General features: G+C 64.9%; 23 protein-coding genes and 1 tRNA gene. 12 read left to right on the top strand and 12 right to left on the bottom strand.

Annotated features, from left to right (window positions below):
- Window positions 1-44: 44 nt before the first annotated feature.
- Entirely contained in the window at window positions 45-296 is a 252-nt protein-coding gene (locus NRG74_RS03565) for a CsbD family protein (protein WP_017642209.1), read from the top strand.
- Between the two features lie 81 nt (window positions 297-377).
- Here the strand turns inward: NRG74_RS03565 and NRG74_RS03560 are convergent, their stop codons facing one another.
- From NRG74_RS03560 to tesB, 3 genes are all read right to left on the bottom strand, one after another.
- Window positions 378-746 (bottom strand): response regulator, encoded by a 369-nt coding sequence (locus NRG74_RS03560; protein ID WP_017642208.1) that lies wholly within the window; start codon window positions 744-746, stop codon window positions 378-380.
- A 25-nt stretch (window positions 747-771) separates the two neighbouring features.
- On the bottom strand, window positions 772-2,220 hold the full coding sequence (locus NRG74_RS03555) for an ATPase domain-containing protein (protein WP_093252542.1): 1,449 nt from the start codon (window positions 2,218-2,220) through the stop codon (window positions 772-774).
- A 112-nt stretch (window positions 2,221-2,332) separates the two neighbouring features.
- Complete coding sequence (gene tesB / locus NRG74_RS03550; protein WP_257705716.1) at window positions 2,333-3,193, bottom strand: acyl-CoA thioesterase II; 861 nt, start codon at window positions 3,191-3,193, stop codon at window positions 2,333-2,335.
- 170 nt (window positions 3,194-3,363) lie between these two features.
- Here tesB and NRG74_RS03545 point away from each other — a divergent pair, with 170 nt between their 5' ends.
- The 7 genes from NRG74_RS03545 to NRG74_RS03515 all read left to right on the top strand — a co-directional run bounded on the left by NRG74_RS03545 (window position 3,364) and on the right by NRG74_RS03515 (window position 11,336).
- A complete protein-coding gene (locus NRG74_RS03545) occupies window positions 3,364-4,980 on the top strand; it encodes a histidine kinase famiy protein (RefSeq protein WP_307773998.1) in 1,617 nt (538 codons plus the stop codon).
- The gene (locus NRG74_RS03540) at window positions 4,977-5,609 is read left to right on the top strand and encodes an exopolysaccharide biosynthesis protein (protein ID WP_184286951.1); all 633 of its coding nucleotides are present in this window, start codon (window positions 4,977-4,979) and stop codon (window positions 5,607-5,609) included. Before NRG74_RS03545 ends, NRG74_RS03540 begins: the two co-directional genes overlap by 4 nt.
- Window positions 5,606-6,532, top strand: coding sequence for a histone deacetylase family protein (locus NRG74_RS03535; RefSeq protein WP_173148029.1), 927 nt, complete (start codon window positions 5,606-5,608; stop codon window positions 6,530-6,532). The genes NRG74_RS03540 and NRG74_RS03535 overlap by 4 nt, the downstream gene beginning before the upstream one ends.
- A 12-nt stretch (window positions 6,533-6,544) precedes the next feature.
- A complete protein-coding gene (locus tag NRG74_RS03530; protein ID WP_017642202.1) occupies window positions 6,545-7,321 on the top strand; it encodes an NYN domain-containing protein in 777 nt (258 codons plus the stop codon).
- A 155-nt stretch (window positions 7,322-7,476) separates the two neighbouring features.
- Window positions 7,477-8,718, top strand: coding sequence for a zinc-dependent alcohol dehydrogenase (locus NRG74_RS03525; RefSeq protein ID WP_160924524.1), 1,242 nt, complete (start codon window positions 7,477-7,479; stop codon window positions 8,716-8,718).
- Between the two features lie 53 nt (window positions 8,719-8,771).
- Complete coding sequence (locus NRG74_RS03520) at window positions 8,772-10,016, top strand: NAD(P)/FAD-dependent oxidoreductase (RefSeq protein WP_257705715.1); 1,245 nt, start codon at window positions 8,772-8,774, stop codon at window positions 10,014-10,016.
- Between the two features lie 243 nt (window positions 10,017-10,259).
- Window positions 10,260-11,336: an FUSC family protein gene (locus NRG74_RS03515; protein WP_257705714.1), complete on the top strand. Its 1,077-nt coding sequence runs from the start codon at window positions 10,260-10,262 to the stop codon at window positions 11,334-11,336.
- A gap of 18 nt (window positions 11,337-11,354) precedes the next feature.
- On the opposite strand, the gene NRG74_RS03510 is transcribed toward NRG74_RS03515, so the two are convergent.
- Window positions 11,355-13,247, bottom strand: a complete 1,893-nt coding sequence (locus tag NRG74_RS03510) for an alkaline phosphatase family protein (RefSeq protein ID WP_257705713.1) — start codon at window positions 13,245-13,247, stop codon at window positions 11,355-11,357.
- A gap of 138 nt (window positions 13,248-13,385) precedes the next feature.
- Between NRG74_RS03510 and NRG74_RS03505 the strand changes: the two genes are divergently transcribed.
- Window positions 13,386-14,696 (top strand): DEAD/DEAH box helicase, encoded by a 1,311-nt coding sequence (locus NRG74_RS03505; RefSeq protein WP_257705712.1) that lies wholly within the window; start codon window positions 13,386-13,388, stop codon window positions 14,694-14,696.
- A 590-nt stretch (window positions 14,697-15,286) separates the two neighbouring features.
- On the opposite strand, the gene cysS is transcribed toward NRG74_RS03505, so the two are convergent.
- Window positions 15,287-16,672, bottom strand: a complete 1,386-nt coding sequence (gene cysS / locus NRG74_RS03500) for a cysteine--tRNA ligase (RefSeq protein ID WP_257706550.1) — start codon at window positions 16,670-16,672, stop codon at window positions 15,287-15,289.
- On the bottom strand, window positions 16,672-18,360 hold the full coding sequence (locus NRG74_RS03495) for a glutamine--tRNA ligase/YqeY domain fusion protein (RefSeq protein ID WP_257705711.1): 1,689 nt from the start codon (window positions 18,358-18,360) through the stop codon (window positions 16,672-16,674). Before NRG74_RS03495 ends, cysS begins: the two co-directional genes overlap by 1 nt.
- Before the next feature lie 146 nt (window positions 18,361-18,506).
- Here NRG74_RS03495 and NRG74_RS03490 point away from each other — a divergent pair, with 146 nt between their 5' ends.
- The 3 genes from NRG74_RS03490 (at window position 18,507) to NRG74_RS03480 (ending at window position 20,723) form a co-directional block, all read left to right on the top strand.
- Entirely contained in the window at window positions 18,507-19,001 is a 495-nt protein-coding gene (locus NRG74_RS03490) for a peptidylprolyl isomerase (protein WP_007158996.1), read from the top strand.
- On the top strand, window positions 18,998-19,726 hold the full coding sequence (lpxH, locus tag NRG74_RS03485; RefSeq protein WP_257705710.1) for a UDP-2,3-diacylglucosamine diphosphatase: 729 nt from the start codon (window positions 18,998-19,000) through the stop codon (window positions 19,724-19,726). Before NRG74_RS03490 ends, lpxH begins: the two co-directional genes overlap by 4 nt.
- 184 nt (window positions 19,727-19,910) lie before the next feature.
- On the top strand, window positions 19,911-20,723 hold the full coding sequence (locus tag NRG74_RS03480; RefSeq protein WP_257705709.1) for an HDOD domain-containing protein: 813 nt from the start codon (window positions 19,911-19,913) through the stop codon (window positions 20,721-20,723).
- Window positions 20,724-20,797: 74 nt separating this feature from the next.
- Here NRG74_RS03480 and NRG74_RS03475 read toward each other — a convergent pair.
- The 6 genes from NRG74_RS03475 to NRG74_RS03450 all read right to left on the bottom strand — a co-directional run bounded on the left by NRG74_RS03475 (window position 20,798) and on the right by NRG74_RS03450 (window position 26,075).
- Window positions 20,798-20,887 (bottom strand) — tRNA-Ser (locus NRG74_RS03475).
- A 533-nt stretch (window positions 20,888-21,420) separates the two neighbouring features.
- Complete coding sequence (locus NRG74_RS03470; RefSeq protein ID WP_017642191.1) at window positions 21,421-22,158, bottom strand: proteasome-type protease; 738 nt, start codon at window positions 22,156-22,158, stop codon at window positions 21,421-21,423.
- Window positions 22,159-22,253: 95 nt separating this feature from the next.
- Window positions 22,254-23,054 (bottom strand): transglutaminase family protein, encoded by an 801-nt coding sequence (locus NRG74_RS03465; RefSeq protein WP_017642190.1) that lies wholly within the window; start codon window positions 23,052-23,054, stop codon window positions 22,254-22,256.
- Window positions 23,051-24,004, bottom strand: a complete 954-nt coding sequence (locus NRG74_RS03460; RefSeq protein ID WP_017642189.1) for an alpha-E domain-containing protein — start codon at window positions 24,002-24,004, stop codon at window positions 23,051-23,053. Before NRG74_RS03460 ends, NRG74_RS03465 begins: the two co-directional genes overlap by 4 nt.
- 62 nt (window positions 24,005-24,066) lie before the next feature.
- Window positions 24,067-25,476: a circularly permuted type 2 ATP-grasp protein gene (locus NRG74_RS03455; protein ID WP_017642188.1), complete on the bottom strand. Its 1,410-nt coding sequence runs from the start codon at window positions 25,474-25,476 to the stop codon at window positions 24,067-24,069.
- A 257-nt stretch (window positions 25,477-25,733) separates the two neighbouring features.
- Complete coding sequence (locus NRG74_RS03450; protein WP_257705708.1) at window positions 25,734-26,075, bottom strand: ribonuclease E inhibitor RraB; 342 nt, start codon at window positions 26,073-26,075, stop codon at window positions 25,734-25,736.
- Window positions 26,076-26,153: the final 78 nt, after the last annotated feature.

Below are 26,153 nucleotides of genomic sequence, written 5' to 3'. Positions count from 1 at the left end.
CCGCTTGGCATGACCTCTCCCGTTTCCCAACACGAGGTGCATTCATGAATACCGATCAGATCATAGGCAATGCCAAGGACGCTACCGGCAAGGTCCAGGACAGCTTCGGCGCCGCGACCGGCAATGCCGACTGGCAAGCCGAGGGCAAGGCCCGTCAACTGGAAGGCAAGCTGCAGGAGCAATATGGCCAGGCCATCGACTGCGCACGCAACGTGACCGCCGACAAACCCTTCACTGCCCTGGCCATCGCCGGCGGTGTTGGTTTCGTTCTGGGCGTACTGCTGTCGCGCTCCTGATCGGAGACGCGGGGCTGGCCGATGCGTCAGCCCCAAAACAAAAAGGCCTGCTCAGACAGGCCTTTTTGTTTTGGGGCTCGCTCAGGATTCCAGGGCAACGAGGTGCTTGCGCACCGTGTCCACGATATCACCGATGTTGAAGGGCTTCTGGAACACGGCATCGAACAGCTCAGCGCTTTCCTGGGCCAGGTGCGCCTGGGCACCGCTCATCAGGATGATGGGCAGGTGTTGCAGGCCCTGGCGTTCGCGCAGGGCCTCCGCTAATTCGCGACCATTCATCACCGGCATCATGAAGTCGGTGATGACCAGCGACGGTAGTTCTCGATCGAAGACATCAAGCGCTCGGCGGCCGTTGCTCGCCTTGACCACCATGTAGCCTTCGTCTTCAAGAGCGAAGGCCAGGATGTCCGCTATCAGAAATTCGTCATCGACTACCAGTATCGTCGTCATGTGGAGACTCTCCCAGCCGACGCGATCATGGTTGTATTGAGGGCATGGCTGAACCGGAAAGCACCTTCACCATGTCTTTGAACGCCTTTTTCAGTTCGATTCCCGAGTTGTCTATCACCATCTCGCGTAGCGAGGGGTCATAAAGGCTATCCCGCACCTTGAGGATGGACAGAACTCTTTTGATCTCCGCCTCGGCCTCGACGAATCGCAGCAAAATCAGATTGTCCACCATGCTGGAAAGTTCGGGAGCCGGCGCTGCTATATCCGCGCCAAACATGTCCCGTAGTTCCCAGGTAGCTAGAACTGTGACGCCCTGGGTACGCAGCTCGTTCAGTAATGCACTGAAGTATTCGATGAGCCGCCCCTGGGGCAAGGCGAAGCGGGCAATGGCGCCCAGACTGTCGATCACCAGCCGTTTGATGCCGTGCTGCTGGACCAGCGCCAGCAGCTTCAGACCCACTTCATCAAGGCGCAACTCGGTCGTGGGCTGCCAGTGCATGTGCAGCGCGCCCTGATCGATACGGCCGGCCAGATCGAGCCCCAGGGCGTCGGCCTTGAGCTGCAGCCGCTCCGGCGGTTCATAGAAGCTGAACATCAGACCGGGGGCCTCGGACGTGCAGGCGGCCAGGAAATTCAGCGAGATGGACGTCTTGCCGGCACCCGAAGGCCCCATGAGCAAGGTGGTCGAGCTTTCCGGTAGCCCGTTCTCGATCATCGCATCCAGCGAAGCCACGCCGCTGGTTACGCGCTGGTGCCCAAAGCGGTAGGTCGCGCCCACCGAGGGATCGCGATAGAGAGTTTCCAACCGTGGAAACACGGTGATGCCGGCATCGGAGATGGTGAATTCGTGGAAGCCCGGCAACGCGCCGCTACCGCGAGTCTTGCGCAGTGCCAGACGGCGGATGGTGCGACTGCCGATCTCTTCCTCGTGCAGATCCAGCACGCCATCGACCATGGTGTGCTCCGGGCTACCGTCTTCGAGACGCGCGCTGGTGAGAAAGATCACCGTGCAACCGGCAAAGGCCGCATGCCCCTGCAACTCGGCGATGAACTTCTTGGTGTCTATGGGCGTTTCCGCACGCGACCGAGCGTTGAGCAGACCATCCACCACCAGCAGACTAGCCTTTTGCCGGCTGATTTCTCGCCGCAGGAGACGCACGACCTCATCCAACCCCTCGCCTTCCATGGTATCGAAGGCGCTCAGGTACTGGACCTGATCCCCGATGCAGGAGCGGTCGAAGAAATCCAGCGTGGAAAAGAACTGGAACATCCGCTCATGGGTTTCCGACAGCATGGTTGCGAACAGCACCCGGCCACCGCCGCGCACATGGTTGAAGGCGATCTGATTGGCCATGATCGATTTGCCGGAGCCCGGACGGCCCTGGATGACATAGGACGCGCCTGCAACCAGGCCTCCCTTCAAGATCTCATCCAGCCCCTGGATACCGGTTACGACGCGCTCGAGTCGATTCAAGAACGATGCCTCAAACTAATGATGTGTCTGGGACGCCTAACTAGGCGCCCGGTGCTTCGCAGGCAAGAGCCTATAAGGGTGCTACCGAAATAGCCAGCTAGAGGGCTTGGTCTCAGCCGCGTTTGCGAATCAGTCCTTCCTGGGCCACCGAGGCCACCAGCTGTCCCGCGCGGTTGTAGATGCTGCCGCGGCACAGACCGCGAGCCCCGCCGGCCCAGGGACTGTCGATGGCGTAGAGCAACCAGTCGTCCAGGCGGAAATCGCGGTGGAACCAGACCGCATGGTCGAGGCTGGCGATCTGCAGCGAGCGATCCCAGAAACTGGTGCCGTGGGGCAGCAGCGAGCTGGGCAGCAGATTGAAGTCCGAGGCATAGGCCAGCAGATAGCGATGCAGCGCCGGCTGGTCCGGCAGATCGCCGGTGGCGCGGAACCAGACGTGGCGAACCGGCTCGGTGGGCTCCGGCTTGAAGGGGTCGGTAAAGACCACCGGGCGCATCTCGATCGGCCGCGGCCCGAGCAGCTTGTCGCGCAAGGGCGAAGGAATCAGCTCGGCGTACTTCTGCGCGTGGGCGATCTCCGATTGCAGCGTCTCGGGCGCGGGCACGTCCGGCATGGTGGTCTGGTGCTCGAAGCCCGGCTCTTCGATATGGAAGGAAGCGCTGCAGAAAAAGATCGGCTGTTCACCCTGGAAGGCAGTGACCCGGCGGGTGGAAAAGCTACCCCCGTCGCGGATGCGATCCACCTGGTAGGTCACCGCCTCCACGGCCGAACCGGCGCGCAGGAAATAGCCATGCAGGGAGTGCACCTGGCGCGCCTCGGGCACGGTCTGGCTGGCCGCTGACAGCGCCTGCCCCAGCACCTGCCCACCAAAGAGCTGGGGAAAGCCGAGATCCTGGCTGCCGCCGCGATACAGATCGGGGGCCAGGGATTCGAGGGTCAGCAGTTCGACCAGGTTGTCCAGCACCTTGCTCATGGGAAGGGTTCCTTGACAGAGAGCGATCATCATACGCAAACCGGTCAAATCCTGTGCGTTCGCCGTGCTTCCAGACACATTACTCATCGTATGACGATAACTGGTGGAGCTTGTGGCCCCATAAGCGGTCACAATGAGGGTACCGCTGTCCGCTCGCAGGCTTCCTCCCCATGACCGAAACCGCCAACGCCTCGTCTCCCCATCCGTCCGCGGCCAAGATCGCGGAGCTGGGCAAGGGTCTCGGGCACGACGACATCTTCTTTGCCGCCGTGAAAAAGACCCGGATGCCGATGATCGTGACGGATCCGCACCAGCCGGATAATCCGATCATCTTCGCCAACGAGTCCTTCCTGCGCACCACGGGCTACGCGCTGGACGAGGTCATGGGCCGTAACTGCCGCTTCCTGCAGGGGCCGGACACGCGCCCGGAACACATCGCTGAAATCCGCAGCGCGCTACGCGAGCAACGGGATTGCGACATTGAATTGCTGAACTACCGCAAGGATGGTTCGACCTTCTGGAATGCGCTGTTCATCTCCCCGGTGCTCGATCCCCAGGGCCAGCTGCTCTACTACTTCGCCTCGCAGCTGGACGTCTCCCGCCGCCGCGACGCCGAGGACGCCCTGCGGCAGGCGCAGAAGATGGAAGCCCTCGGCCAGCTCACCGGGGGCATCGCCCACGACTTCAACAACCTGCTGCAGGTGATGGTCGGCTACCTGGACATCCTGAGGATCAATCTGGATCGTCCGGAACTGGACAAGGACAAGGCCAAGCGCCATGTCGACAACACCCGCGATGCGGTGAATCGGGCAGCCACCCTGACCCAGCAGCTGCTGGCCTTTGCCCGCAAGCAGCGCCTGACCGGGCGCGCGGTGGACCTGAACAAACTCATCGAGGCCCGTCAGGGGCGCCTGTCCCAGGCGCTGGGCGGGCCCTTCCGCTTCATCTTCCGGCCGGCACCGGCCTTGTGGAATTGCCGGCTCGATCCGATTCAGCTGGAGACGGCGCTGCTCAATATCGTCGATAACGCCCGCCTGGCCATGCAGGAGCGAGGTACCGGCACCCTGACCCTGGAGACCCTCAACGTCGAGGTCAATGGCCAGGATCTGGCCCACGGCGGCCTGGCCCAGGGGCACTATGTCTGCATCGCCCTGACCGACACCGGCTGCGGCATGTCCACCGACGTACTCGGTCGGGCCCTGGATCCTTTCTTCACTACCCGTGACGAAGGTCAGGGCAGCGGCTTGGGCCTGTCCATGGTCTATGGCTTTCTCAAGCAGTCGGGCGGCCTGGTGAGGCTCTATTCGGAAGTCGGCATAGGCACCTCGGTGCGTCTCTACTTCCCCGTCTCCGAAGAAGAGGCGCGCGAGCATCCGGCGCCCCTGCCAACCCCCCACGAGGACGGCGGCGGTTCCGAGACCATCCTGGTGGTGGACGATCGCCCGGACGTGGCGGCCCTGGCCCAGGCCATTCTGGAAGAGACCGGCTACCAGGTGCTGGTCGCCCACAATGGCCAGCAGGCGCTGGACATCCTTGCCCGCGAACCCGCCATCGACCTGCTATTCAGCGACCTGATCATGCCCGGCGGCATGAATGGCGTGATGTTGGCCAAGGAGGCGCAGCGGCGCCGGCCCGAGCTGCGCATCCTGCTCACCACGGGCTATGCCAACAACGCCCTGGAACTGGAGGAAGGCAACGGCGAGCGCTTCCCCATTCTCAACAAGCCCTATGGCCGCCAGGATTTGACCCGCTGGATCCGCCGCATGCTGGACAGCGCCCAGCCATGAAGGACGAAGCCCTGGAGCGCGAGCCCGCCAGCTGCGACACCGGGCAGGATGGCCCGGTGGACCTTCAGAGCTTTCTGGCCTGTCTGGAGCGGGTGGGCAACAGCCCCAGCCAGGTCTCGGTGCAGCACCTGATCGATGCCATCGGCAGTCGCTCCTTTGGTCCCATGATCCTCTTGCCAGGGGTACTGGCGATCTCGCCGCTGACCGGCATTCCCGGCATCGCTACCGCCATCGCCGTCTTCGTCATGCTGGTGAGCGGCCAGTTGCTGATGGGGCGTGACCACTTCTGGCTGCCGCGCTGGGTGCTGCAGCGCTCGGTCTCGCGCGGCAAATTGCGCAAGTCGTTGCGCCTGTTGCAGCGGCCGGCGCGCTGGGTGGACAAGGTTGTCAAGTCGCGCCTGCGGGTGCTCACCTCGCGGCCCGCGCATTTCGTCACCGCCCTGCTCTGCATCCTGATCGCCGCGACCATGCCGGTGCTGGATCTGGTGCCCTTCGCCAACACCACGGCGGGCCTGGCGCTGACCTCTTTCGCCCTGTCGCTGATCGCCCGTGACGGCCTGCTGTTCCTCCTGGCGCTGGGTTTCTGCACCGGTATCCTCTGGTTCATCCTGGAGCTCCTGGTGTTTTGAGCGCCCGCCTGCCGCTGGTCTACCACGAGGACTACAGTCCGTCCTTCCCCGCCGGCCATCGCTTTCCGATGGAGAAATTCCGTCTGCTGCACGAGCACCTGAGTGCCAGCGGCATCCTGGGCGCCGATAACTGGCGGCGCCCCGAACCCTGCCCGGACGAGTTGCTGACGCTGGCCCATGCACCGGACTACATCCGGGCCTTCCAGGCCGGAGAGTTGGCACCGCCGCTGCAGCGCCAGCTGGGCCTGCCCTGGAGCGAAGCCCTGGTGCGCCGCACCATCCGCGCCGTGGGCGGCTCCCTGCTCACCCTGGAATTGGCGCTGCGTCATGGCCTGGCCTGTCACCTCGCCGGGGGTACCCATCATGCGCATCACGACTATCCGGCCGGCTTCTGCATCTTCAACGACCTGGCGATCCTGGCGCTGTCGCTGCTGGAAAGCGGGCGCGCCGGACGGGTGCTGATCCTGGATTGCGATGTGCACCAGGGCGATGGCACGGCACGCATCCTCGCCGAGGTGCCGGACGCCGTCACCGTCTCCCTGCACTGCGCCACCAACTATCCGGCGCGCAAGGCGCAGAGCGACTGGGACATCCCCCTGCCGCGCGGGCTGGACGACGCCGGCTACCTGCGGGTGCTCGACGACGCCCTGGGCTACCTGCTGCCGCTCCATCAGCCCGACGTGGTGCTCTACGACGCCGGGGTGGACGTCCATCGCGACGATGCCCTCGGCTATCTGGACCTGACCGACGCTGGCCTCGCCGCCCGCGACGGCCTGGTCTTGCGGCGCTGCCTGGCGGCGGATATACCGGTGGTAGGGGTCATCGGCGGCGGCTATTCGGCCGATCGCCTGGCCCTCGCCCGCCGCCACGGCATCCTCCATCACACCGCGACCCAGGTCTGGCAGGAGCTGGGTCTGAACTGAACGGGAGCTTCAATGAGCAAGACCGCCAAGACCTCCGAATCCAGCCAGGCGCGCCTGGCGGTGCTGATCGATGCGGACAACGCACCGGCCGCCATCGTCGACGGCCTCATGGCCGAGATCGCCCGCTTCGGCGTGGCCAGCGTCAAGCGCATCTATGGCGACTGGACCCAACCGCAACTGAACAGCTGGAAGAAGGTGCTGCTCGACCACTCCATCCAGCCGGTGCAGCAGTTCGGCTACACCAAGGGCAAGAACGCTACCGACAGCGCCCTGATCATCGATGCCATGGACCTGCTCTATACCCGTCGTTTCGACGGCTTCTGCCTGGTCTCCAGCGACAGCGACTTCACCCGCCTGGCGGCGCGGCTGCGCGAGGAAGGCCTGACGGTCTACGGTTTCGGCGAGGAGAAGACACCGGATCCCTTCGTCTCGGCCTGCGACAGATTCATCTACACCGAGATCCTCAGGTCGAAGCCACGCGAAGAGGCTCGCGAAACCACCAGCGCCACCGACAAGCCCGCGACCACCAACCGTGGCAAGCCCAAGTTGAACACCATTCTCAAGCTCATCGAACAGGCCGTGGAAGACGCCTCCGACGAAGGCGGCTGGGCCAACCTGGGCATGGTCGGGGCCAACCTGGGCAAGGTGCGTCCGGACTTCGATGCCCGCCTCTATGGGCATCGCAAATTCAGTGGCCTGGTGAAGGCCCATGGCGACAGGTTCGAGGTGCAGGAACGCGATCCTGCTGATGGCAGCGCGGGTAAGGCCGTGTACATCCGCAACCGCTGACACCGTTCCGCCTGCCCGGCTCTGGCCCGGGCCTTGGCGGCGAAAAGCCGTGATCGGTCGCCATCAAGGTGCCATACCACCGGTCAGACATCGCGGAACCGCTCGGCTGGCGGCGGCCTCCACCTCTAGGTAAACGCTACCCAACGGAGACCGCCATGCGAGCCTTGACCTACCACGGTGCCCACGATGTCCGTGTCGATACCGTCCCCGATCCGACCATCCAGGACGCCGACGACATCGTCCTGCGGGTAACCGCCACGGCCATCTGCGGCTCGGACCTGCACCTCTATCGCGGCAAGATCCCCACCGTCGAGCACGGGGATATCTTCGGCCACGAATTCATGGGCGTCGTCGAAGAGACCGGCCCGGCGGTCACCGCCGTGCAGAAGGGCGACCGGGTGGTGATTCCCTTCGTCATCGCCTGCGGCAGCTGCTTCTTCTGCAACCAGGATCTCTACGCGGCCTGTGAGACCACCAACACCGGCCGCGGCGCCATCCTCAACAAGAAGCAGATCCCGCCGGGCGCGGCCTTGTTCGGCTTCAGCCATCTCTACGGTGGCGTACCGGGCGGCCAGGCCGAATACGTGCGCGTACCCAAGGCCAATACCGGCCCCTTCAAGGTGCCCGGCACCCTGGCTGACGAAAAGGTGCTGTTCCTTTCCGACATCCTGCCCACCGCCTGGCAGGCCGTGCTCAACACCGGCATCGGCCAGGGTTCGAGCATCGCCATCTATGGCGCCGGACCGGTCGGCCTGCTGTCGGCCGCCTGTGCGCGGATGCTGGGTGCCGAGCGTATCTTCATGGTCGATCACCACCCCTATCGCCTGGCCTATGCCCAGCAGACCTATGGCGTCATCCCGATCAACTTCGACGAGGACGACGATCCGGCGGCCACCATCATCGAGCAGACGCCCGGCAAGCGGGGCGTGGATGGAGTCGTGGATGCCGTGGGCTTCGAGGCCAAGGGCAGCACCACCGAGACCATCCTCGCCAACCTCAAGCTGGAAGGCAGCAGCGGCAAGGCTCTGCGCCAGTGCATCGCGGCCGTGCGGCGCGGTGGCACCGTGAGCGTGCCCGGGGTCTATGCCGGTTTCATCCACGGCTTCCTGTTCGGTGATGCCTTCGACAAGGGCCTGACCTTCAAGATGGGCCAGACCCACGTGCAGCGCTATCTGCCGGAACTGCTGGAACACATCGAGCGTGGCGACCTGGCGCCGGAGGCCATCATCACCCACCGGATGTCCCTGGAGCAGGCGGTCGAAGGCTACAAGATCTTCGACAAGAAGCAGGAGGACTGCCGCAAGGTCATCCTGACGCCGGGGCGCACCGAACCGCTGATTCCCGAGCGGCTGGAAGAACCCCTGGCGGCGCCCCTGGGTCAGGCTGGCGTGGTCTAAGAACCTAGCACCTCGCGTACAATGGCGGTTTTCCGTAGCTCCTGGATGCCGCCATGTCTCTCTCCCCCGCCGCCCCTGCCGTCGCTGTCATCGGGGGCGGCCCCGCCGGGCTGATGGCGGCCGAGACCCTGGCCGCCGCCGGCATCCCGGTGGATCTCTTCGATGCCATGCCTTCCGTGGGTCGCAAGTTCCTACTGGCCGGCGTGGGCGGCATGAACATCACCCATGCCGAAGAGCAGGCCACCTTCCGCCAGCGCTATCGCGAGCGCGAGGGCGACGTCAGCTCCTGGCTCGATGCCTTCGACAGCGATGCCCTGCGCGCCTGGATCCATGAGCTCGGCATAGAGACCTTTGTCGGCACCTCGGGACGAGTGTTTCCCGCCGACATGAAGGCCGCGCCGCTACTGCGTGCCTGGCTGCATCGCCTGCGCGATCAAGGCGTGCGAATTCACACCCGCAGTCGCTGGTTGGGCTGGGACGTCGAGGGTCGGCTGCGCCTGGCAACCCCAGAAGGCGAGCGCCTCCTGCAACCCCAGGCCTGTGTACTGGCATTGGGTGGCGGCAGCTGGCCGCGCCTGGGCTCGGATGGCGCCTGGCAGGCCTTGCTGGCCGAACGTGGCGTCACACTGCGACCGCTGGAACCGGCCAACTGTGGCTTCGAGGTCACTGGCTGGAGCGACTTTCTCAAGACCCGCCATGCCGGCGCGCCGATCAAGCCGGCCGCCCTCGCCCTGCCCGGCCAACCGCCGCGCCAGGGCGAATTCGTCCTTACCGACACCGGGATCGAGGGGAGCCTGGTCTATGCGCTGTCCGCCGAGATCCGCACGGCCATCGAACGCGACGGCCAGGCGATCCTCAGCCTGGATCTGGCGCCCCAGCGCGACCTGGCCGAACTGGGACGCGCCCTAGCCAAGCCACGTGGCAGCCAGTCCCTCGCCAACCACCTGCGGCGCCAAGCCGGGATCGACGGCGCTCGCGCCGCCCTGCTCCGTGAACTGGCGCCACCCGAGGCCTTCCAGGACATGGCCCGGCTGGCCCAGGCCTGCAAGGCCGTGCCGCTCACCGTGGTCCGACCGCGCCCCCTGGCGGAAGCCATCAGCAGCGCCGGCGGCGTGCCTCTGGAGGCACTGGAGGACGGCCTGATGCTCCGGCAATTGCCTGGCGTCTTCTGCGCAGGTGAGATGCTCGATTGGGAAGCCCCCACCGGCGGCTACCTGCTCACCGCCTGCTTCGCCAGCGGGCGTGCGGCGAGCCAGGGCGTGCTGCGCTGGCTGGCCGCTGGCGGCAGGTCGGCCTGAGCGGCCCCGTCGCGATGCGCCGCTACCGCTCGGATCCTTGAGCTTGACCCCGATCAATCGCGGTCTGGTCCGTTGCTTCGCTGAGCCAATCCCCTGCTGCGACCTGGTTGATCATCGCGCCTCCCGCTCGGCAACAGTCTGCTTTGATGCCGGACGATCAGGCGCTGTAACCTAGGCCGAGACCACGGCGATCATCATGGATCCATGCCCCTTTCCCAGGCGTTGTCGGAATTCAGGCGGTTGTTGCGCGATCTGGCGGGAGATCTCCGCCAGTTCGGCCGCGACCGTCGCCGCCTGGTCGACGAACTGGAAACCCTGACCTCGGTCTTGCTGGCGATCCTGCTCGGCCATTTGGCCGGGGTTCAGCATGTCGGTTGGGCGGCTTTCAGCGGCTATATCGTGATGAGGTCAGATGTCCGCGACAGCTGCGCACGCGGCTGCCTGCGAGTGCTGGGTACCTGTATCGGCGCCGCAGGTGCCCTGCTCGTCCTGCGCCACCTGCAGCTGAACCCCTACGAGCAGGCTGGACTGCTGGGCACCGTGGGCAGCATCACACTCTATCTGACCCTGGTGGGCCGCTATGGCTACGCCTGGTTGCTGGGCGGCCTCACCTACGCCATGGTGGTCCTGGCGAGCCTCCAGGCGCCCGATCAGCTTGAGCAATACGCCCTGTCGCGCCTGTTGGAAGTGGCGCTCGGCACCTCGGCTTGCGTACTGGTGAGCGCGCTTTCCACCTACGGCGTCCGTGCCCGCCTATGGCCCAGGGTACCGACCACGGTAGCCTCAGCGCCGCGAACCCTGGGTGTCTGGCAACCCTTGGCATTGCGCCATGCGCTGCAGGGGGGTCTAGCCCTGGCCCTGCTGGCGTTGGGCGCGACGGGGAAGATCGAGGTGGATATCAGCCAGGCCGCCATCACCATCCTGGCGGTCATGGTCGTTCCCTTCGACGGCCTGAGCAGCGCCGGCAAGGCAGTCTCCAGAAGGCTGCTGCATCGAATGCTCGGTTGCCTGCTCGGCGGCGGCCTGGCGGCCATTCTGCTGCTGGTCAGCCAAAAAAGTCTCTGGCTGACGCTGGCGGGCGTCGCGCTCGGCGTGCTGATCGGCAGACACCTCGAGAACGGCCCGCTCGGTATCGGCTATCTCGGCATGCAGTTCGCGCTGGCGTTTCTGGTGGTGATGGTGCCTGACCACTATGACCATATCGACCCGGTGGCAGGCATGGCGCGGCTGGGCGGTATCCTGCTGGGTTTTCTGGTGCTGGAGCCAGTGTACTGGATCTCGACCTGGCTGATCAGGCGCCTGTCCCCCTCGAGAACCTAGCAAGCGGCCGCGCTGACCTCAGGCCGGGCGCTCGACGAACTCGGTGGCCGGCGAGCCATCGGCATTGTGCTGGCGAATCACCGCTGGGCGCCCTTCCTCATCAAGCAACACCTGGCCGATGCCGGCACCGTTCCATAGACGCTCGCCGGCCTCGCGGCGATCCGGCAGCCGTGGCTGCAACTCCCAGCGGCGGCGCTTGGTGAAGCCGTTGAGCGGCGACCAGGGCGCATAGAGCCAGCGATTGAGTCGATCCAGGGTCGCCAGCAGGCGCGGTGGAAACTCGTTCTTGATGCCGCTGCTGGTGATCTGCCAGAGCCGCGGCTCGCCGCGCTTGTCGCGGATGCGGATGTCGTAGACGAAGGAATAGTGCACGTCGCCGGAGAGCACCACGTAATTGCCCGGGGTGCGCCGGTGGCGAAAGATGTTGAGCATGGTCTTGGCCGCGCCGGGGTGGGCCATCCAGTTCTCGGCATCTACCATCAGCGGCTGGCCGAACCAGGTGAAGATGCGCTGCACCGCCTCGATCAGCTTGACGCCGAACATGGGCGCGGCCGAAACGATCACCGCCGACGGATGATCCAACAGGTCCTGCTGCAACTCGCAAAGGGCCTCCCAGTCCATCAGGCCCGACGGGTGCTCCAGGCGGCGTTCGCTGCGCCAACGGCGCGTACGGGTGTCCAGCACGATCAGCGGCGGGCTGGTCTTGAGCACATAGTGCCAACCCTGGAACCGCAGCAGATCGTCGATGCACTGATTCTGCTCCGCACAGTCCAGTTTGCCGTCGTCTCCCGCGGTGGCCAACAGGCAGGCGGTGGCGGCCAACAGCTCGGCGACCGATTCCGGCGCGTTGCCCCAGGCCTGGCAAAGCAGATAGGCCAGCAGGGCATTGCCGAGGATGCGCCGAGAGAAGGGATGCCCATAGGCCGTCTCCTCCCAGCGGGCGGATAGATTCCAGTCGTCGGTGACGTCGTGGTCGTCGAAGATCATCAACGTCGGTACCCAGGCCAGGGCCCGCGCAGCCTGGGGCAGGGTCGCCACGAAGCCTTCGATGCAGCGCGACTCGGCGGCGTAACGCTCACGGTCCTTATCGTCGAGCGCCGGTGGCACGACCTCGATCAGGCTCCAGGGCGTGGGGGACCAGCAGAGCAGATAGAGCGCCAGCACCTCGCTCAGGGTCACCAGGTGATTGTGGGCATTGGTGGAGGTGAAGATCGGCTTTTCCACCCCACCAAAGAATTTCTCGCGCAGCGCCCGATTGGACTTGAAGGCCGGCAGCAGGTCTTCGCGGTGATAGAGATTGGCGGCATGGGCCATCAGCGCGTCGCTGTCCGCCACCACCGCACCTTCGAGAAACTCACCATGAAGTCCGAGGCGACGGATCAGCGCCTGCACCGCCAGCAGCATGGGCCCCGCGACATCATCGGCATAGACCTGATCACCGGTAAGCAACAGGGCCGCGGGCCGCTCCTCGGGGGTCGCACTGGCCTGCAGCAGGCGATCCACCGCGATCAGGCCATCGGCCGAGGCATGATGGGGCTTGCGACAGGAGCCATGGAGCAGATGATCGAAGCGTGCGCGCAGCACCAGGCATGGCAGGTCCCCGTCGGCCGAGAGCAAGTGTGGGGCCCAGTCGCGGATGCCGCCCGCGGTCAGCTGCAGGTCGTAGTGGATGAAGGTATCGGTCGGCAACTCGACCTTAGGCTTGACCTCCAGCAGCTGCAGGTAGGCCTGTGCGCCCAGGCGCAGGCACTGGACCTCGCTCTGTGCCTCCCACTCGGCTTCACCCTGCCAGAGCCGCGGCACAGGCGCCTCGGCGGTGGTGGTCACCAGCCAGAGCAGCAACCGCGACGACTCGACCCGGCGCAACAGCGGACCGGCCAGTACCGGGGGCAAGGTAGAGGTATCGCTCATGGGCTCTCCTGTAGACGCAGAACTGACCACTATGCCGCGTCGGGATTCAGCCCGCAGCCGCCGCCTGGCTACAAAGTTTGAGCGCGCATCACAGTCGGCCTAGAATTCGCTCCCTTTTCGTCGCCATCCGGGCCTGTCATGACCTTTGCCGACCTCGGCCTCATCGATCCGCTGCTGCAGGCGCTCGCCGCCCTGGAGCACAGCTCCCCTACCCCCATCCAGCGTCAGGCTATCCCCGCGGTGCTGGCGGGTCGCGACCTGCTGGCCGCCGCCCAGACCGGCACCGGCAAGACCGGCGCCTTCGGCCTGCCGCTGCTGCAGCGACTGGTGCAGGAAGGCCCGGCGGTGGCGCCCAACCATATCCGCGCGCTGATCCTCACGCCCACCCGCGAGCTGGCCGAACAGGTCCATGCCAGCCTGCGCGACTATGCCCAGCACCTGCCCCTGCGCACCGCGGTGGCCTATGGTGGCGTGAGCATCAATCCGCAGATGATGAAACTGCGTAAAGGTGTGGATGTGCTGGTGGCGACCCCAGGTCGCCTGCTCGATCTGTTCAGCCAGAACGCCGTGCGCTTCGACCAGGTGCAGCTGCTGGTGCTGGACGAAGCCGATCGCATGCTCGACCTGGGCTTTTCCCGGCAACTGGGCGAGCTGTTCGTCATGCTGCCGCGCAAGCGCCAGACCCTGCTGTTCTCGGCGACCTTCTCCGACGCCGTGCGCCAACTGGCCGCCCCGGTGCTGCGCGATCCCCAGACCCTCGACGTCAGCCCGCGCAACACGGCCGCCGTCACCGTCAAGCAGTGGGTCGTGCCGGTCGACAAGAAGCGCAAGACCGAACTCTTCCTGCACCTCTATCGCAGCGGTCGCCACGGCCAGGTGCTGGTGTTCGCCAAGACGCGCAAGGGTGTGGAGCAACTGGTGGAAGCCTTGCAGGCCGAGGGTCTGGCGGCGGAATCCATCCATGGCGACAAGCCCCAGCCGGCGCGGCTGCGCGCCCTCGCCCGCTTCAAGGCCGGCGAGGCGGACATCCTGGTCGCTACCGATGTGGCTGCCCGCGGCCTGGACATCCAGGACCTGCCGCTGGTGGTCAACCTGGACCTGCCCATCGTCGCCGAGGACTATGTCCACCGCATCGGCCGCACCGGGCGCGCGGGCAACCAGGGCCAGGCGGTTTCACTGGTCTGCGCCGATGAAGTCGAGCAACTGGCGGCCATCGAGACGCTGATCGGTCAGATCCTCGTGCGCCGCGACGAGCCGGATTTCATCCCCGACCACCGCGTTCCCCAGACCGGTCCGGGCGGACTGGTCATGAAGAAGCCCAAGAAGCCGAAGAAACCCAAGGTGGGTGGACCGGTATCCGACAAGCCCCTGGGTCGCTGGGTGGAAGACGGCAAACCCAAGGTCAAGTCGGTGCGCAAGTCGCCCGGCTTCGGCAAGCCACGCAAGTAACCGTAAGGCTTAGCGCGGTGGAATGGCGGTAGACAGGTAATCGCGGCCATGACCGTAATAGACCCTAGGTTGGGCTGAGCGTAGCGAAGCCCAACAGGTCTTGCTCGGAGCCGGCTGTTGGGCTTCGACGATGGAGCCGTCTCAACCCAACCTACGAAAACAGAGGCAGCCCGTAGGAAAGGCCGTTAGGTTGGGTTACGCGCAGCGAAGCCAAACGGGTCTTGCCCAGAGCCCGCACTGTTGGGCTTCGACGATGGAGCCGTCTCAACCCAACCTACGAAAACAGCGCCAGCCCGTAGGAACGGCCATATAGGTTGGGCTGCGCTGCGAAGCCAAACGGGTCTGGCCCAGAGCCCGCACTGTTGGGCTTCGACGATGGAGCCGTCTCAACCCAACCTACGAAGACAGCGCCAGCCCGTAGGAACGGCCATTAGGTTGGGCTGCGCGCTGCGAAGCCAAACGGGTCTGGCCCAGAGCCCGCACTGTTGGGCTTCGACGATGGAGCCGTCTCAACCTAACCTACGGCGGCCCGGCCCCGTAGGAGCGGCCGCATCGGCGGACCGCCATGGCCGCGCTATGCTGGGCGTCGCTTACTCCGCCAGGCGCCAGGTGGTGCCGCCCTTGCCGTCTTCCAGCACCACGCCCAGGGCGGTGAGCTGGTCGCGGATGCGGTCGGATTCCGCCCAGTTCTTTTCGGCGCGCGCGGTGAGCCGGGCCTGGATCAGCGCCTCGACCTCGGCGGCATCCACCCGCCCCGCCGCATCGGCGCGCAGGAAAGCTTCCGGCTCCAGCTGCAGCACGCCCAGCACCTCACCCAGTTCGCGCAGACGCCCGGCCAGTCCAGCCGCCGCGGCAGGATCGCTCTCGCGCAGGCGGTTGATCTCGCGGGCCAGCTCGAACAGCACGCCGCAGGCACCGGCGGTGTTGAAGTCGTCGTCCATGCACTGGGCGAAGCGCTCGGCGTAGCTTTCGCCGCCTTGCGCCGGTGCTTGCGGCAGGCCCTTGAGCGAGTGATAGAAGCGCTCCAGAGCACCCTTGGCTTCGCGCAGGTTGTCTTCTGAATAGTTGATCGGACTGCGATAGTGGCTGGCGATCAGCAGGTAGCGCACCACCTCGGGGTGGTACTTCTCCAGCACCTCGCGCAGGGTGAAGAAGTTGCCCAGGGACTTGGACATCTTCTCGCCATTGATGGTGATCATCCCGCAGTGCAGCCAGGCGTTGGCGTAGGTCTTACCGGTGGCCGCCTCGCTCTGAGCGATCTCGTTCTCGTGGTGCGGAAACTCCAGATCGTTGCCACCACCGTGGATGTCGAAGGTCTCGCCCAGGCAGCAGGTGGACATCACCGAGCACTCGATGTGCCAGCCCGGTCGCCCGGCGCCCCAGGGCGACGGCCAGCTCGGCTCGCCCGGCTTGGCGGCCTTCCACAGCACGAAGTCCAGCGGATCTTCCTTGGCCTCGCCCGGCTCGATGCGCGCGCCGATGCGCAGGTCCTCGACGCGCCGCCGCGACAGCTTGCCGTAGCCAGCGAAGCGGTTGACCCGGTAGTAGACGTCGCCGTTACCCGGGGCATAGGCATAGCCCTTGTCGATCAGGGTCTGGATCATGGCGTGCATGCCAGCGATGTGATCGGTGGCGCGCGGCTCCTGGTCGGGCTTGCGGATATTCAGCCGCGCCTCGTCCTCGTGCATCGCCTCGATCATCCGCGCCACCAGGTCGGTGAAGGGCTCACCGTTGGCATTGGCGCGCTTAATGATCTTGTCGTCGATGTCGGTGATGTTGCGCACGTAGGTCAGGTCGTAGCCACTATGGCGCAGCCAGCGCGTGATGACGTCGAAGGCCACCATGCTGCGACCATGCCCCAGGTGGCAGTAGTCATAGACGGTCATGCCGCAGACGTACATGCGCACCTGCCCTGGTACCAGCGGCGTGAAGGCTTCCTTGGTCTTGGTCAGGGTGTTGTAGAGGTGCAGCGCCATCATTGCCCCCAGGAATCGCGCAGGGTCACGGTACGATTGAACACCGGCTTGCCCGGCGCCGAATCCTTCAGATCGACGCAGAAGTAGCCTTCGCGCTCGAACTGGAAGCGGTCTTCCGGTTGGGCCTGGGCCAGCGACGGCTCGGCACGGCAGCCCTTGAGCACCACCAGGGAATCAGGATTGATGTTGTCGAGGAAGCTGCCACCCTCCTCGCTCTTCTCCGGCTGCGCCGAACGGAACAGGCGATCGTAGAGGCGCACCTCGCACTCCACGCTACCTTCGGCCGGCACCCAATGGATCACGCCCTTGACCTTGCGGCCCTCGGGATTCTTGCCCAGGGTGTCCGGGTCGTAGCTGCAACGCAGTTCGACCACGTTGCCGTCGGCATCCTTGATGGCCTCATCGGCACGGATCACGTAGCTGCCGCGCAGGCGCACCTCGCCACCTGGCTCCAGGCGCTTGTAGCCCTTGGGCGGATTCTCTTCGTAGTCGCCCTGGTCGATGTACAGCTCGCGGGTGAAGGGCAGCTGGCGCACGCCCAGATCCTGCTTGGGATGGCGTGCCAGCTCCAGGTTCTCCACCTGGCCCTCGGGGTAGTTGGTGATCACTACCTTGAGAGGTTTGAGCACGCACATGGCGCGCGGGGCGTTCTGGTCCAGGTCCTCGCGGATGGCGAATTCCAGCATGGCCACGTCGACCACGCCATTGGAACGGGTCACGCCGATCATCTCGCAGAAGTTGCGGATGGCGGCTGGGGTGTAGCCACGGCGGCGATAGCCCGACAGGGTCGACATGCGCGGGTCGTCCCAGCCGTGCACATGAGCCTCGTCCACCAGTTGCTTGAGCTTGCGTTTGCTGGTGACGGTGTAGTTCAGGTTGAGGCGGGCGAATTCGTACTGGCGTGGCTGGGCCGGCACCGGCAGCTTGGCCAGGAACCACTCGTACAGCGGACGGTGGTCCTCGAACTCCAGGGTGCAGATGGAGTGGGTCACGCCTTCCAGGGCATCGGACTGGCCATGGGTGAAGTCATAGCTCGGATAGATGCACCAGGCATCGCCGGTCTGGTGGTGATGGGCGTGACGGATGCGATAAAGGATGGGATCGCGCAGGTTCATGTTGGGCGAGGCCATGTCGATCTTGGCGCGCAGCACCTTTTCGCCGTCCTTGAATTCGCCAGCCTTCATGCGGGCGAAGAGGTCCAGGTTCTCAGCCACCGAGCGGTCGCGGAAGGGGCTGTTGCGACCCGGCTCGGTGAGGCTGCCGCGGTATTCGCGAGCCTGCTCGGGCGTCAGGTCGCAGACGTAGGCCAGGCCCTGCTCGATCAGGTTCACCGCCCAGGCATAGAGCTGGTCGAAATAGCTGGAGGCGTAGCGCACCTCGCCGGCCCAGTCGAAGCCCAGCCAATGCACGTCGCTCTTGATGGCGTCGATGTATTCCTGGTCTTCCTTGGCCGGGTTGGTGTCGTCGAAGCGCAGATGGCAGTCGCCACCGAATTCCTTGGCCAGGCCGAAGTTCACACAGATCGACTTGGCATGGCCGATGTGCAGGTAGCCGTTGGGCTCCGGCGGGAAACGGGTGACGATCTTGGCCTGCTTGCCGGCGTCCAGGTCAGCCTGGACGATCTGCCGCAGGAAATGCGCGGGGGCGGCTTTGGCGGCGGTGGACGAGTCGGAAGTCGGCTTGCTCATGGGATCCTTAACTGGGCAGACGCACGGCCAGGGTAGGCCGGGCAAAGGTAAACCCGTATCATAGCCCAACCCGTCAAGTCCCGGCGAAACCCTTGAGGCCCTCGCCGGGTCTGGATGCTGTCCCCCTTAGCTACGGATTCGCTGCCATGATCAAGCTGCACACCAACCACGGCGTCATCACCCTGGAACTCTTCGAGGACAAGGCGCCGGAAACCGCGGCCAACTTCAAGGAATACGTCAAGAGCGGTCACTACGACGGCACCATCTTCCACCGCGTGATCAGCAACTTCATGGTCCAGGGCGGTGGTTTCGAGCCGGGCATGAAGCAGAAGCCGACCCGCGCCCCGATCAAGAACGAAGCCAACAACGGCGTCTCCAACGCGATCGGCACCGTCGCCATGGCCCGCACCATGGATCCGCACTCCGCCTCGGCGCAGTTCTTCATCAACGTCTCCGACAACACCTTCCTCAACCACACCGCGCCCACCAGCCAGGGCTGGGGCTATGCGGTGTTCGGCAAGGTGGTCGAGGGCATGGACGTGGTCAACGCCATCAAGGGCGTCGCCACTACCAGCAAGGCCGGTCACCAGGACGTGCCGAGCGAAGACGTGATCATCGAGAAGGCCGAGATCGTCGAGTGATTCTACTGGTCTCCGACCTGCATCTCGAACCGCAACGCCCGGACCTGGTCCGGGCGTTTTTGCATTTCCTCGAAACCCGTGCCCGCGGTGCCGAGGCGCTGTACATCCTTGGGGATCTGTTCGAAGCCTGGATCGGCGATGACGCCATGGGGCCCTTCGAGCAGGAGATCGCCACCGCCCTGCGCCAGCTGGCCGACAGCGGCACGGCCGTCTATCTGATGCATGGCAATCGCGACTTCCTCATCGGCAAGGCCTTCTGCCGCCAGGCGGGTTGCCGCTTGCTGCCGGATCGCCATATCGCCGACTTCCCGGGTCGCCGCGTGCTGCTCATGCATGGCGATACCCTCTGCACCCGCGACGAGGGCTACCAGAAGCTGCGTCGCATCCTGCGCCATCCCCTCACCCTCTTCGTCCTGCGCCACCTGCCGCTGGCCAGCCGCCAGAAGCTGGCGCGCAAGCTGCGCAGCGAGAGTCGCCAGCAGACCCGCGCCAAGGCCATGGACATCACCGATGTCACCGAGGCCGAAGTCGAGCGCGAACTGCGCGCCGCCCGGGCGACGACGCTGATCCACGGTCATACCCACAGACCCGCCCACCATGAGCTGATGCTCGATGGCCAGCCGGCCGAGCGTATCGTGCTGGGGGACTGGGACCGCCGTGGCTGGGTGTTGGAAGCCAGCGAAGCGGGCCTGAGCCAGGTCGATTTCGCCCTCGACGAACGGTAAGGCCTTCACCAGGCGTACCTGGCTTTTTCGCGACAAGTGACTGGCCTAAAAGGTAATTCCGCGCGCCTGCCAGATCGCCGCTGCCAGGACTGCGACCGATCGTCACATGGTCGCTACAGAAATCCGCACGGGTGACCGATGACGAGGGTGTAAGGAGATGTAACCCTTTTCCGCGGAGACGCCCATGCAACTCGACACCCTCTTTGCCCAGCTGCACAACCTGCCCAACGTCCCCGAAGTGGCGCAGGTCCTGATCCAGCAGTTCGACGACCCCAACACCAGCATCGAAACCCTGTCGCGCACCGTGGCGCGCGATCCGGTCATCGCCGCCAAGGTATTGCGCCTGGCCAACTCGGCGCGCTTCCGCGGCGCCCGTGAATCCACCAGCATCGAAGACGCCGCCCTGCGCCTGGGCTTCAACACCCTGCGCACCCTGGTACTGGCCTCGGCCTTCGCCGGCGGCTTCAAGGCCGCGCCCGGTTTCGATCTGCAGGCCTTCTGGTACAACAGCTTTCTGGTCGCCAGCCTGTGCAAGCCACTGGCCAAACAAGCCGACCTGGACCAGGAAACCGCCTTTACCTGCGGCATGCTCCACGACATCGGCGAATTGCTGATCCAGAGCGGCGCCCCCGAACTGGCACCGAGCCTGGCCGGTCGCGCCACCGCCAGCAGCCATCGCGCCGCCGACGAGACCCTGCAACTGGGCTTCGGCTATCCGGAAGTGGGTGCCGAACTCGCCCGCCGCTGGCAGCTACCCCAGGTCCTGCGCGACGCCATCGGCTACCAGGCCCGCCCGCTGCAGGCACCGGAAGGCAACGGCTATGCGCTGATCGTGGCCCAGGCGGTCGCCGTGGCCGAGGTGCTGCAGGAGAATGTCGGTGACAGCAAGGTGCAGGACCTGAGCGGTCCGCTGTTCGCCAGCATCGACCTGGAACAGCTGACGGCCGTGCTGCCCAACGCCCGGGACACCGCCGCGACCTTCGCCCAGGCCGCCTGATTCCTGGATGGCCTGGCCGAATCGCAGGCAAGAAAAAACCCCTGGAGCCTGGCTCTCAGGGGTTCTCTCAGATCTGGCGGTGAGGGAGGGATTCGAACCCTCGATAAGATTTCTCCTATACACACTTTCCAGGCGTGCTCCTTCAACCGCTCGGACACCTCACCAGATTTGCTCGGCGGCTGCATCTGCATCACCGAGGCGCGCAACTATAGGCAAAGGCGATTTCGATGGCAAGCTTTTTCTTCAATCGATTCATACATTTGCACGCAGGGCTGGGAAAGTCCGCTGCTCTGCGCCGTTCACGGGATGACCGGTCAGTCGCCTCTCTGCCCTGCGTTACCTTTTATACCTCCGACCAACGGTAGCGTCGCAAGCATTTTTCCAATTACCTGAAAGCAAAGGAGAAATCGTCTAGTGCGACATTTTTGATAACCGGCTGGCCGGTCATCGCCACAAAACTGAAATTTATGTTCTATAGCTACTGGATAGTGCTCAAGCCTGCGGGTATCAGTAACTGCATGCCGCTGTCGCGCAAGCGCTTCCCGCTGAAGACGTAAAGGCTTCAAACAGCTAACAATAAAGGCCCCGAGTCATGTTCAAGAATCCCGTCCCCAAGTGGCGTCAGGCGAGTTTCGTGCTCATCGTCACCACCGTCGTACTGGTCATCCCCAATCTTTCCCGGTTCTTTGGCTGATCCCTAGCGCCAATAATCCGCTGGTGCTGCCGGCAAGGCTGCCAGCAGGTCACGCAGCCCCTCTCCCCAGCCTTTACGCAAGGCCTGGAAGTAGGGATCGTGCTCGTCGATCCGATGGCTGCTGACCTGCGCCAGCGCATCGCGCGGATAGACCACCAGATCCAGCGGCAACCCCACCGATAGATTGCTGCGAATGGTGGCGTCGTAGGACAGCAGCGCGCAGCGCAGGGCTTCTTCCAGCGGCGTCGCGAAGGTCAGCGCCCGATCCAGGATGGGCTTGCCGTACTTGCTCTCGCCGATCTGGAAATAGGGCGTGTCCTCGGTGGCACCGATGAAATTGCCGTGGGGATAGAGGTTGAACAACTCCGGCTCCGCGCCGCGGATCTGCCCGCCCAGGAGAAAGGAGCAGCTCAGATCCAGGCCATGACCGCTGGGGGCATCCTCGGCATCGCGCTGCAGGACCTCGCGCAAGGTCTGCCCTAGCAAGCGGGCGGCCTCATACAGGGTGGGCACTCCGTGCAGGTTGTCCTGTTCGCTGTCCAGGCGCTGCCGCAACAGGCTGATGACCGCCTGGGAGGTAGCCAGGTTGCCCGCCGACTGGATGGCGATCAGGCGCTCGCCCGGAATCCGGAACAGATGCAGTTTGCGAAAGGTGGCGATGTTGTCGACCCCGGCATTGGTGCGGGAATCGGCGACGAACACCAGGCCGTCGTGCAGTTTCATGGCGACGCAATAGGTCATGCGAACCTCGGGTATCGAGACGATTTTTGCCGCAGCGGCGAGGAAAAAGAAAGACGGCCCCTGGCCGTCTCTTCGTACGCTGCCGGCAGTGCTGATTATTGCTGTTGCTGCACCTGCTGCAACGGCTCGACCAGCACCTTGGCCTCCATGTGCTCCACCCCACCACCGCGGCGCATGCCGCGTACCGGGCAGGCATCCAGGTAGTCCAGGCCAATGGCCAGCCGCAGGTGGCGCTCCGGTCGGGTCAGGCGATTGGTTACGTCATAGCTGTACCAGGCGCCGTCATGCCAGGCTTCCGCCCAGGCATGGCTGGAGAGGTGCGCGCTGTCGTCGGTGCACAGATAGCCAGACACGTAGCGCGCCGGGATGCCCAGGCTGCGGGCGCAGGCCAGGAAGGCATGGGCATGATCCTGGCAGACCCCGGCGCCCTTGGCGAAGGCCTGGGCGGCATTGCCGTCCACCTCGGTGGAGCCAGGTACATAGATCATGCGCTCATGCAGGCGCTCCATCAGCTGGATCAGGCTGTCGCGATCCTGGCGCCCGTCGCAGACCTCACGGGCGAAGGCGGTCAACGCCTCGTCGGCCTCGGTCAGCCGGGTCTGACGCAAAAAGGGAAAGGCCGAGGCCTGGCAGGGTTCCGCCTCGAAGGTCTCGTCGATCTCCACCTGGCCGCTGGCGGTGATGGTGATGGCGTCGTGGGGCGTGTCCAGGGTCAGCACATGGAGGATGTTGCCGAAGGGATCGCGTTGCGCCCGCGCCGGCCGTGGCAAGGCCAGCTCCCAGCCAAGGATCTTCTGGCGTGCATCGTCCTGGGGCGTGAGGCGCAGGTACTGGATGCTAGCGCGGACCTGATCGGCATAGCGATAGAGCGTTTCGTGATGGATCGCGAGCCTCATACGGCCTCCAGGTAAGCGGTGTTGATGGCGCTGGCGAGCTGGCGGACATGGACGATGAAATCACCGATCCAGGCGTGCAGGCCTTCGTCCAGCACCTCGTCGATGCTGGTGTAGCGCAGCCGCGCCTCGAGACCCGCGGCCAGACGCTTGGCCTCGCGGCCGTTCTCCCCGGGCAGACTGGCCAGCACCCGGTGCAGCTCGATCACGCAGGCCAGCAGCGAGCGTGGCAGGTCTTCCTGCAACAGCAGCAACTCGGCGCCGTTGCGCACGTTGAGGGCATCCCGGTAGAGCTCGGTATAGGCCTCGAAGGCACTCAGGGCGCGCAGCAGGGCACTCCACTGATAGAAGCCGCGGGCGGAGGCGTCACTGATGGCTTCCGCCTCTTCTTCCCCCAGCACTTGGTAGCGGGCATCGAGCATGCGCAGGGTGTTGTCGGCGCGTTCGACGAAGGTGCCCAGGCGGATGAAGCGATAGGCGTCGTTTCTCATGATGGTGCCGACGGTGGCACCACGGAACAGGTGGGACCTCTCCTTGACCCATTCGCAGAAACGACTGATGCCGAAGCGGATCAGGCCGGTGACGGCGATCTCGCGCATCTCCAGCCAGGTGGCGTTGACGTTCTCCCACATGTCGGCGGTGATGCGTCCACGCACCGCATGGGCATTGCTACGCGCGGCTTGCAGGCAGCAATAGATGCTGCCGGGGTTGCGCTCGTCCAGGGCGAAGAAGTGCAGCAGGCGCTCGGGGTGCAGGGCGCCGTGCTTTTCCCGGTAGTCATCCAGGGTGCCGGTGATGAGCAACGGCATGGCCAGCTCGTCCAGGCCTCCGCCCTGCCCGCTCTGCGGCATCATCGACAGCGAATAGCTGACGTCCAGCATCCGCGCGAGATTCTCGGCGCGCTCCAGGTTGCGGGACATCCAGTACAGATCGGCAGCGGTACGACTCAGCATGGTGGGGTCGCCTTTCAAAGGTCCTTGCGAGGCCGCCGTGGCGGCCACTGTTTCTTGGCGATCTAGTCCTGGACCACCCAGGTGTCCTTGGTGCCGCCGCCCTGGGAGGAATTCACCACCAGCGAGCCTTCGCGCAGGGCGACCCGGGTGAGGCCCCCGGGCACCAGGCGCGTCTTGCGCCCGGACAGCACGAAGGGCCGCAGATCGATGTGCCGCGGTGCGATACCGCTCTCGACGAAGGTCGGGCAGGTGGACAGCGACAGGGTCGGCTGGGCAATGTAGGCGCTGGGATTGGCCTTGAGCCGCGCGCGGAAGGCTTCGATTTCCAGGCTGCTGGCGGTAGGGCCGACCAGCATGCCGTAGCCGCCGGAGCCATGGACCTCCTTGACCACCAGCTCGGGCAGATTGGCCAGCACATGGGACAGCTCGTCCGGCTTGCGGCACTGCCAGGTGGGTACGTTGTAGAGGATGGGTTCTTCGCTGAGGTAGAAGCGGATCATCTCCGGCACATAGGGATAGATCGACTTGTCGTCGGCCACCCCGGTGCCGATGGCGTTGGCCAGGATGACGTTACCGGCGCGATAGGCGGCCAGCAGGCCGGGTACGCCCAGCAGGGAGTCCGGATTGAAGGCCAGGGGATCGAGGAAGGCGTCGTCGAGACGGCGGTAGATGACATCGACCTTGCGGAAGCCCGAGGTGGTGCGCATGAACACCTGTTCGTCGCGCACCAGCAGATCGGCTCCCTCCACCAGTTCCACGCCCATTTCCCGCGCCAGGAAGGCGTGCTCGAAGTAGGCGCTGTTGAATCGGCCCGGGGTGAGCACCACCACCGTGGGGTTGTTGACCGGGGTGGAGCTGCGCAGGGTATCGAGCAGGATGTTCGGGTAGTGGTCGATGGGCGCGATGCGCTCCAGGGTGAACAGCTCGGGAAACAGCCGCATCATCATCTTGCGGTTCTCGAGCATGTAGGACACCCCGCTGGGAGTGCGCAGGTTGTCTTCCAGTACGTAGTAGGCGCCGTCGCCATCGCGCACCAGGTCGACCCCGGCGATGTGCGCATAGATGCCATTGGGCAGGTCCAGCCCCTGCATGGCCAGCTGGTACTGGTCATTGGCCAGCACCTGCTCGGCGGGTATGACCCCGGCCTTGATGATGCGCTGGTCGTGATAGAGGTCGTGGAGAAAGAGATTCAGCGCCTGGACGCGCTGAATGCAGCCGCGCTCGATGATCTGCCATTCGCTGGCGGGGATGGCTCGCGGCAGGGCGTCGAAGGGAATCAGGCGCTCCGTGCCCTGCTCGTCGCCATAGAGGGTGAAGGTGATACCGGCGCGATGGAACAGCAGGTCGGCTTCGCGACGACGCTGGGCCAGGAGTTCCGGGGGTGTCTCGCTCAGCCATTGCGCATAGCGACCGTAGTGCGGTCGACAGTGCGCCTGGGCGTCATACATCTCGTTATACAGTTGGCGGCTCATGCCGATCTCCTTGTCACCCACGGTGCAGCTTCGCAAGCCGCGTGCCAGCGCCAGAGCCTTGTGGATCAAGCTCTTGCGTGGCGGCGGGTCGCGCGGTGCACCAAAGCCAGGCACGTAAGCGTGCGCATGCACCGCAACGTTTCCGTCATGAGCCTAAGACGGTGCGCCCGGCGGAAAGTGCGATGATTGAGCGGCGGAGTGATTACAGAGAATGAGACAGGCATCCCCTTGGGGATGCCGCCTCGACAAGCTAGGGATCAGGCGGACCTGCGGCTGACTTCCTGGGTGACGCCCCAGCCATCGAGTTGTCCGCCCAGAGGCACCACCACCGCCTCAAGATCGCTTTCGAAATCGTCGATGGTGGCGTGGGTGGCGAACATCACCTTGCTGACCTGCAGATGCCAGCCCCCCTCTTCGTGGGGCATTACCTGGGTGTTGAGGGACTCGCCGTGAAACTGGTCCGCAGCGATGCGGGCCTTGCCTTCGTCGGCGAAGATGGCGAAGAAGTCGATGGGATGGAAGCGGGCGAAGTCGAAACCACCCTCCTTCATCCGCTGCAGCAGGTTCAAGCTCACATCATCGGCAAACGACAAGGACATAGGACAACCCTCCTCTGGTTCGGATGATCTTCTCGCCGAGCCGTCGCTACCGACGCCCGGCGAGTCGCGGCTGAGCAC

Source organism: Pseudomonas oryzihabitans (genome assembly GCF_024652905.1).
In the GTDB taxonomy this organism is placed as follows: Bacteria; Pseudomonadota; Gammaproteobacteria; order Pseudomonadales; family Pseudomonadaceae; genus Chryseomonas; species Chryseomonas benzopyrenica.
Note: the sequence above shows the minus strand (reverse complement) of the source record. Positions and strands in the feature narration are given on the sequence as shown.

Excerpts from the sequence above, each read along its gene's own strand:
- NRG74_RS03510 (WP_257705713.1), bottom strand. The coding sequence starts at position 13,247 with ATGAGCGATACCTCTACCTTGCCCCCGGTACTGGCCGGTCCGCTGTTG.
- NRG74_RS03450 (WP_257705708.1), bottom strand. The coding sequence starts at position 26,075 with ATGTCCTTGTCGTTTGCCGATGATGTGAGCTTGAACCTGCTGCAGCGG.
- NRG74_RS03460 (WP_017642189.1), bottom strand. The coding sequence starts at position 24,004 with ATGCTGAGTCGTACCGCTGCCGATCTGTACTGGATGTCCCGCAACCTG.
- NRG74_RS03480 (WP_257705709.1), top strand. The coding sequence starts at position 19,911 with ATGCAACTCGACACCCTCTTTGCCCAGCTGCACAACCTGCCCAACGTC.
- cysS (WP_257706550.1), bottom strand. The coding sequence starts at position 16,672 with ATGGCGCTGCACCTCTACAACACCCTGACCAAGACCAAGGAAGCCTTC.
- NRG74_RS03465 (WP_017642190.1), bottom strand. The coding sequence starts at position 23,054 with ATGAGGCTCGCGATCCATCACGAAACGCTCTATCGCTATGCCGATCAG.
- NRG74_RS03455 (WP_017642188.1), bottom strand. The coding sequence starts at position 25,476 with ATGAGCCGCCAACTGTATAACGAGATGTATGACGCCCAGGCGCACTGT.
- NRG74_RS03495 (WP_257705711.1), bottom strand. The coding sequence starts at position 18,360 with ATGAGCAAGCCGACTTCCGACTCGTCCACCGCCGCCAAAGCCGCCCCC.
- NRG74_RS03565 (WP_017642209.1), top strand. The coding sequence starts at position 45 with ATGAATACCGATCAGATCATAGGCAATGCCAAGGACGCTACCGGCAAG.
- NRG74_RS03545 (WP_307773998.1), top strand. The coding sequence starts at position 3,364 with ATGACCGAAACCGCCAACGCCTCGTCTCCCCATCCGTCCGCGGCCAAG.
- NRG74_RS03470 (WP_017642191.1), bottom strand. The coding sequence starts at position 22,158 with ATGACCTATTGCGTCGCCATGAAACTGCACGACGGCCTGGTGTTCGTC.
- NRG74_RS03520 (WP_257705715.1), top strand. The coding sequence starts at position 8,772 with ATGTCTCTCTCCCCCGCCGCCCCTGCCGTCGCTGTCATCGGGGGCGGC.
- NRG74_RS03525 (WP_160924524.1), top strand. The coding sequence starts at position 7,477 with ATGCGAGCCTTGACCTACCACGGTGCCCACGATGTCCGTGTCGATACC.
- NRG74_RS03530 (WP_017642202.1), top strand. The coding sequence starts at position 6,545 with ATGAGCAAGACCGCCAAGACCTCCGAATCCAGCCAGGCGCGCCTGGCG.
- NRG74_RS03560 (WP_017642208.1), bottom strand. The coding sequence starts at position 746 with ATGACGACGATACTGGTAGTCGATGACGAATTTCTGATAGCGGACATC.
- NRG74_RS03490 (WP_007158996.1), top strand. The coding sequence starts at position 18,507 with ATGATCAAGCTGCACACCAACCACGGCGTCATCACCCTGGAACTCTTC.
- tesB (WP_257705716.1), bottom strand. The coding sequence starts at position 3,193 with ATGAGCAAGGTGCTGGACAACCTGGTCGAACTGCTGACCCTCGAATCC.
- NRG74_RS03505 (WP_257705712.1), top strand. The coding sequence starts at position 13,386 with ATGACCTTTGCCGACCTCGGCCTCATCGATCCGCTGCTGCAGGCGCTC.
- NRG74_RS03540 (WP_184286951.1), top strand. The coding sequence starts at position 4,977 with ATGAAGGACGAAGCCCTGGAGCGCGAGCCCGCCAGCTGCGACACCGGG.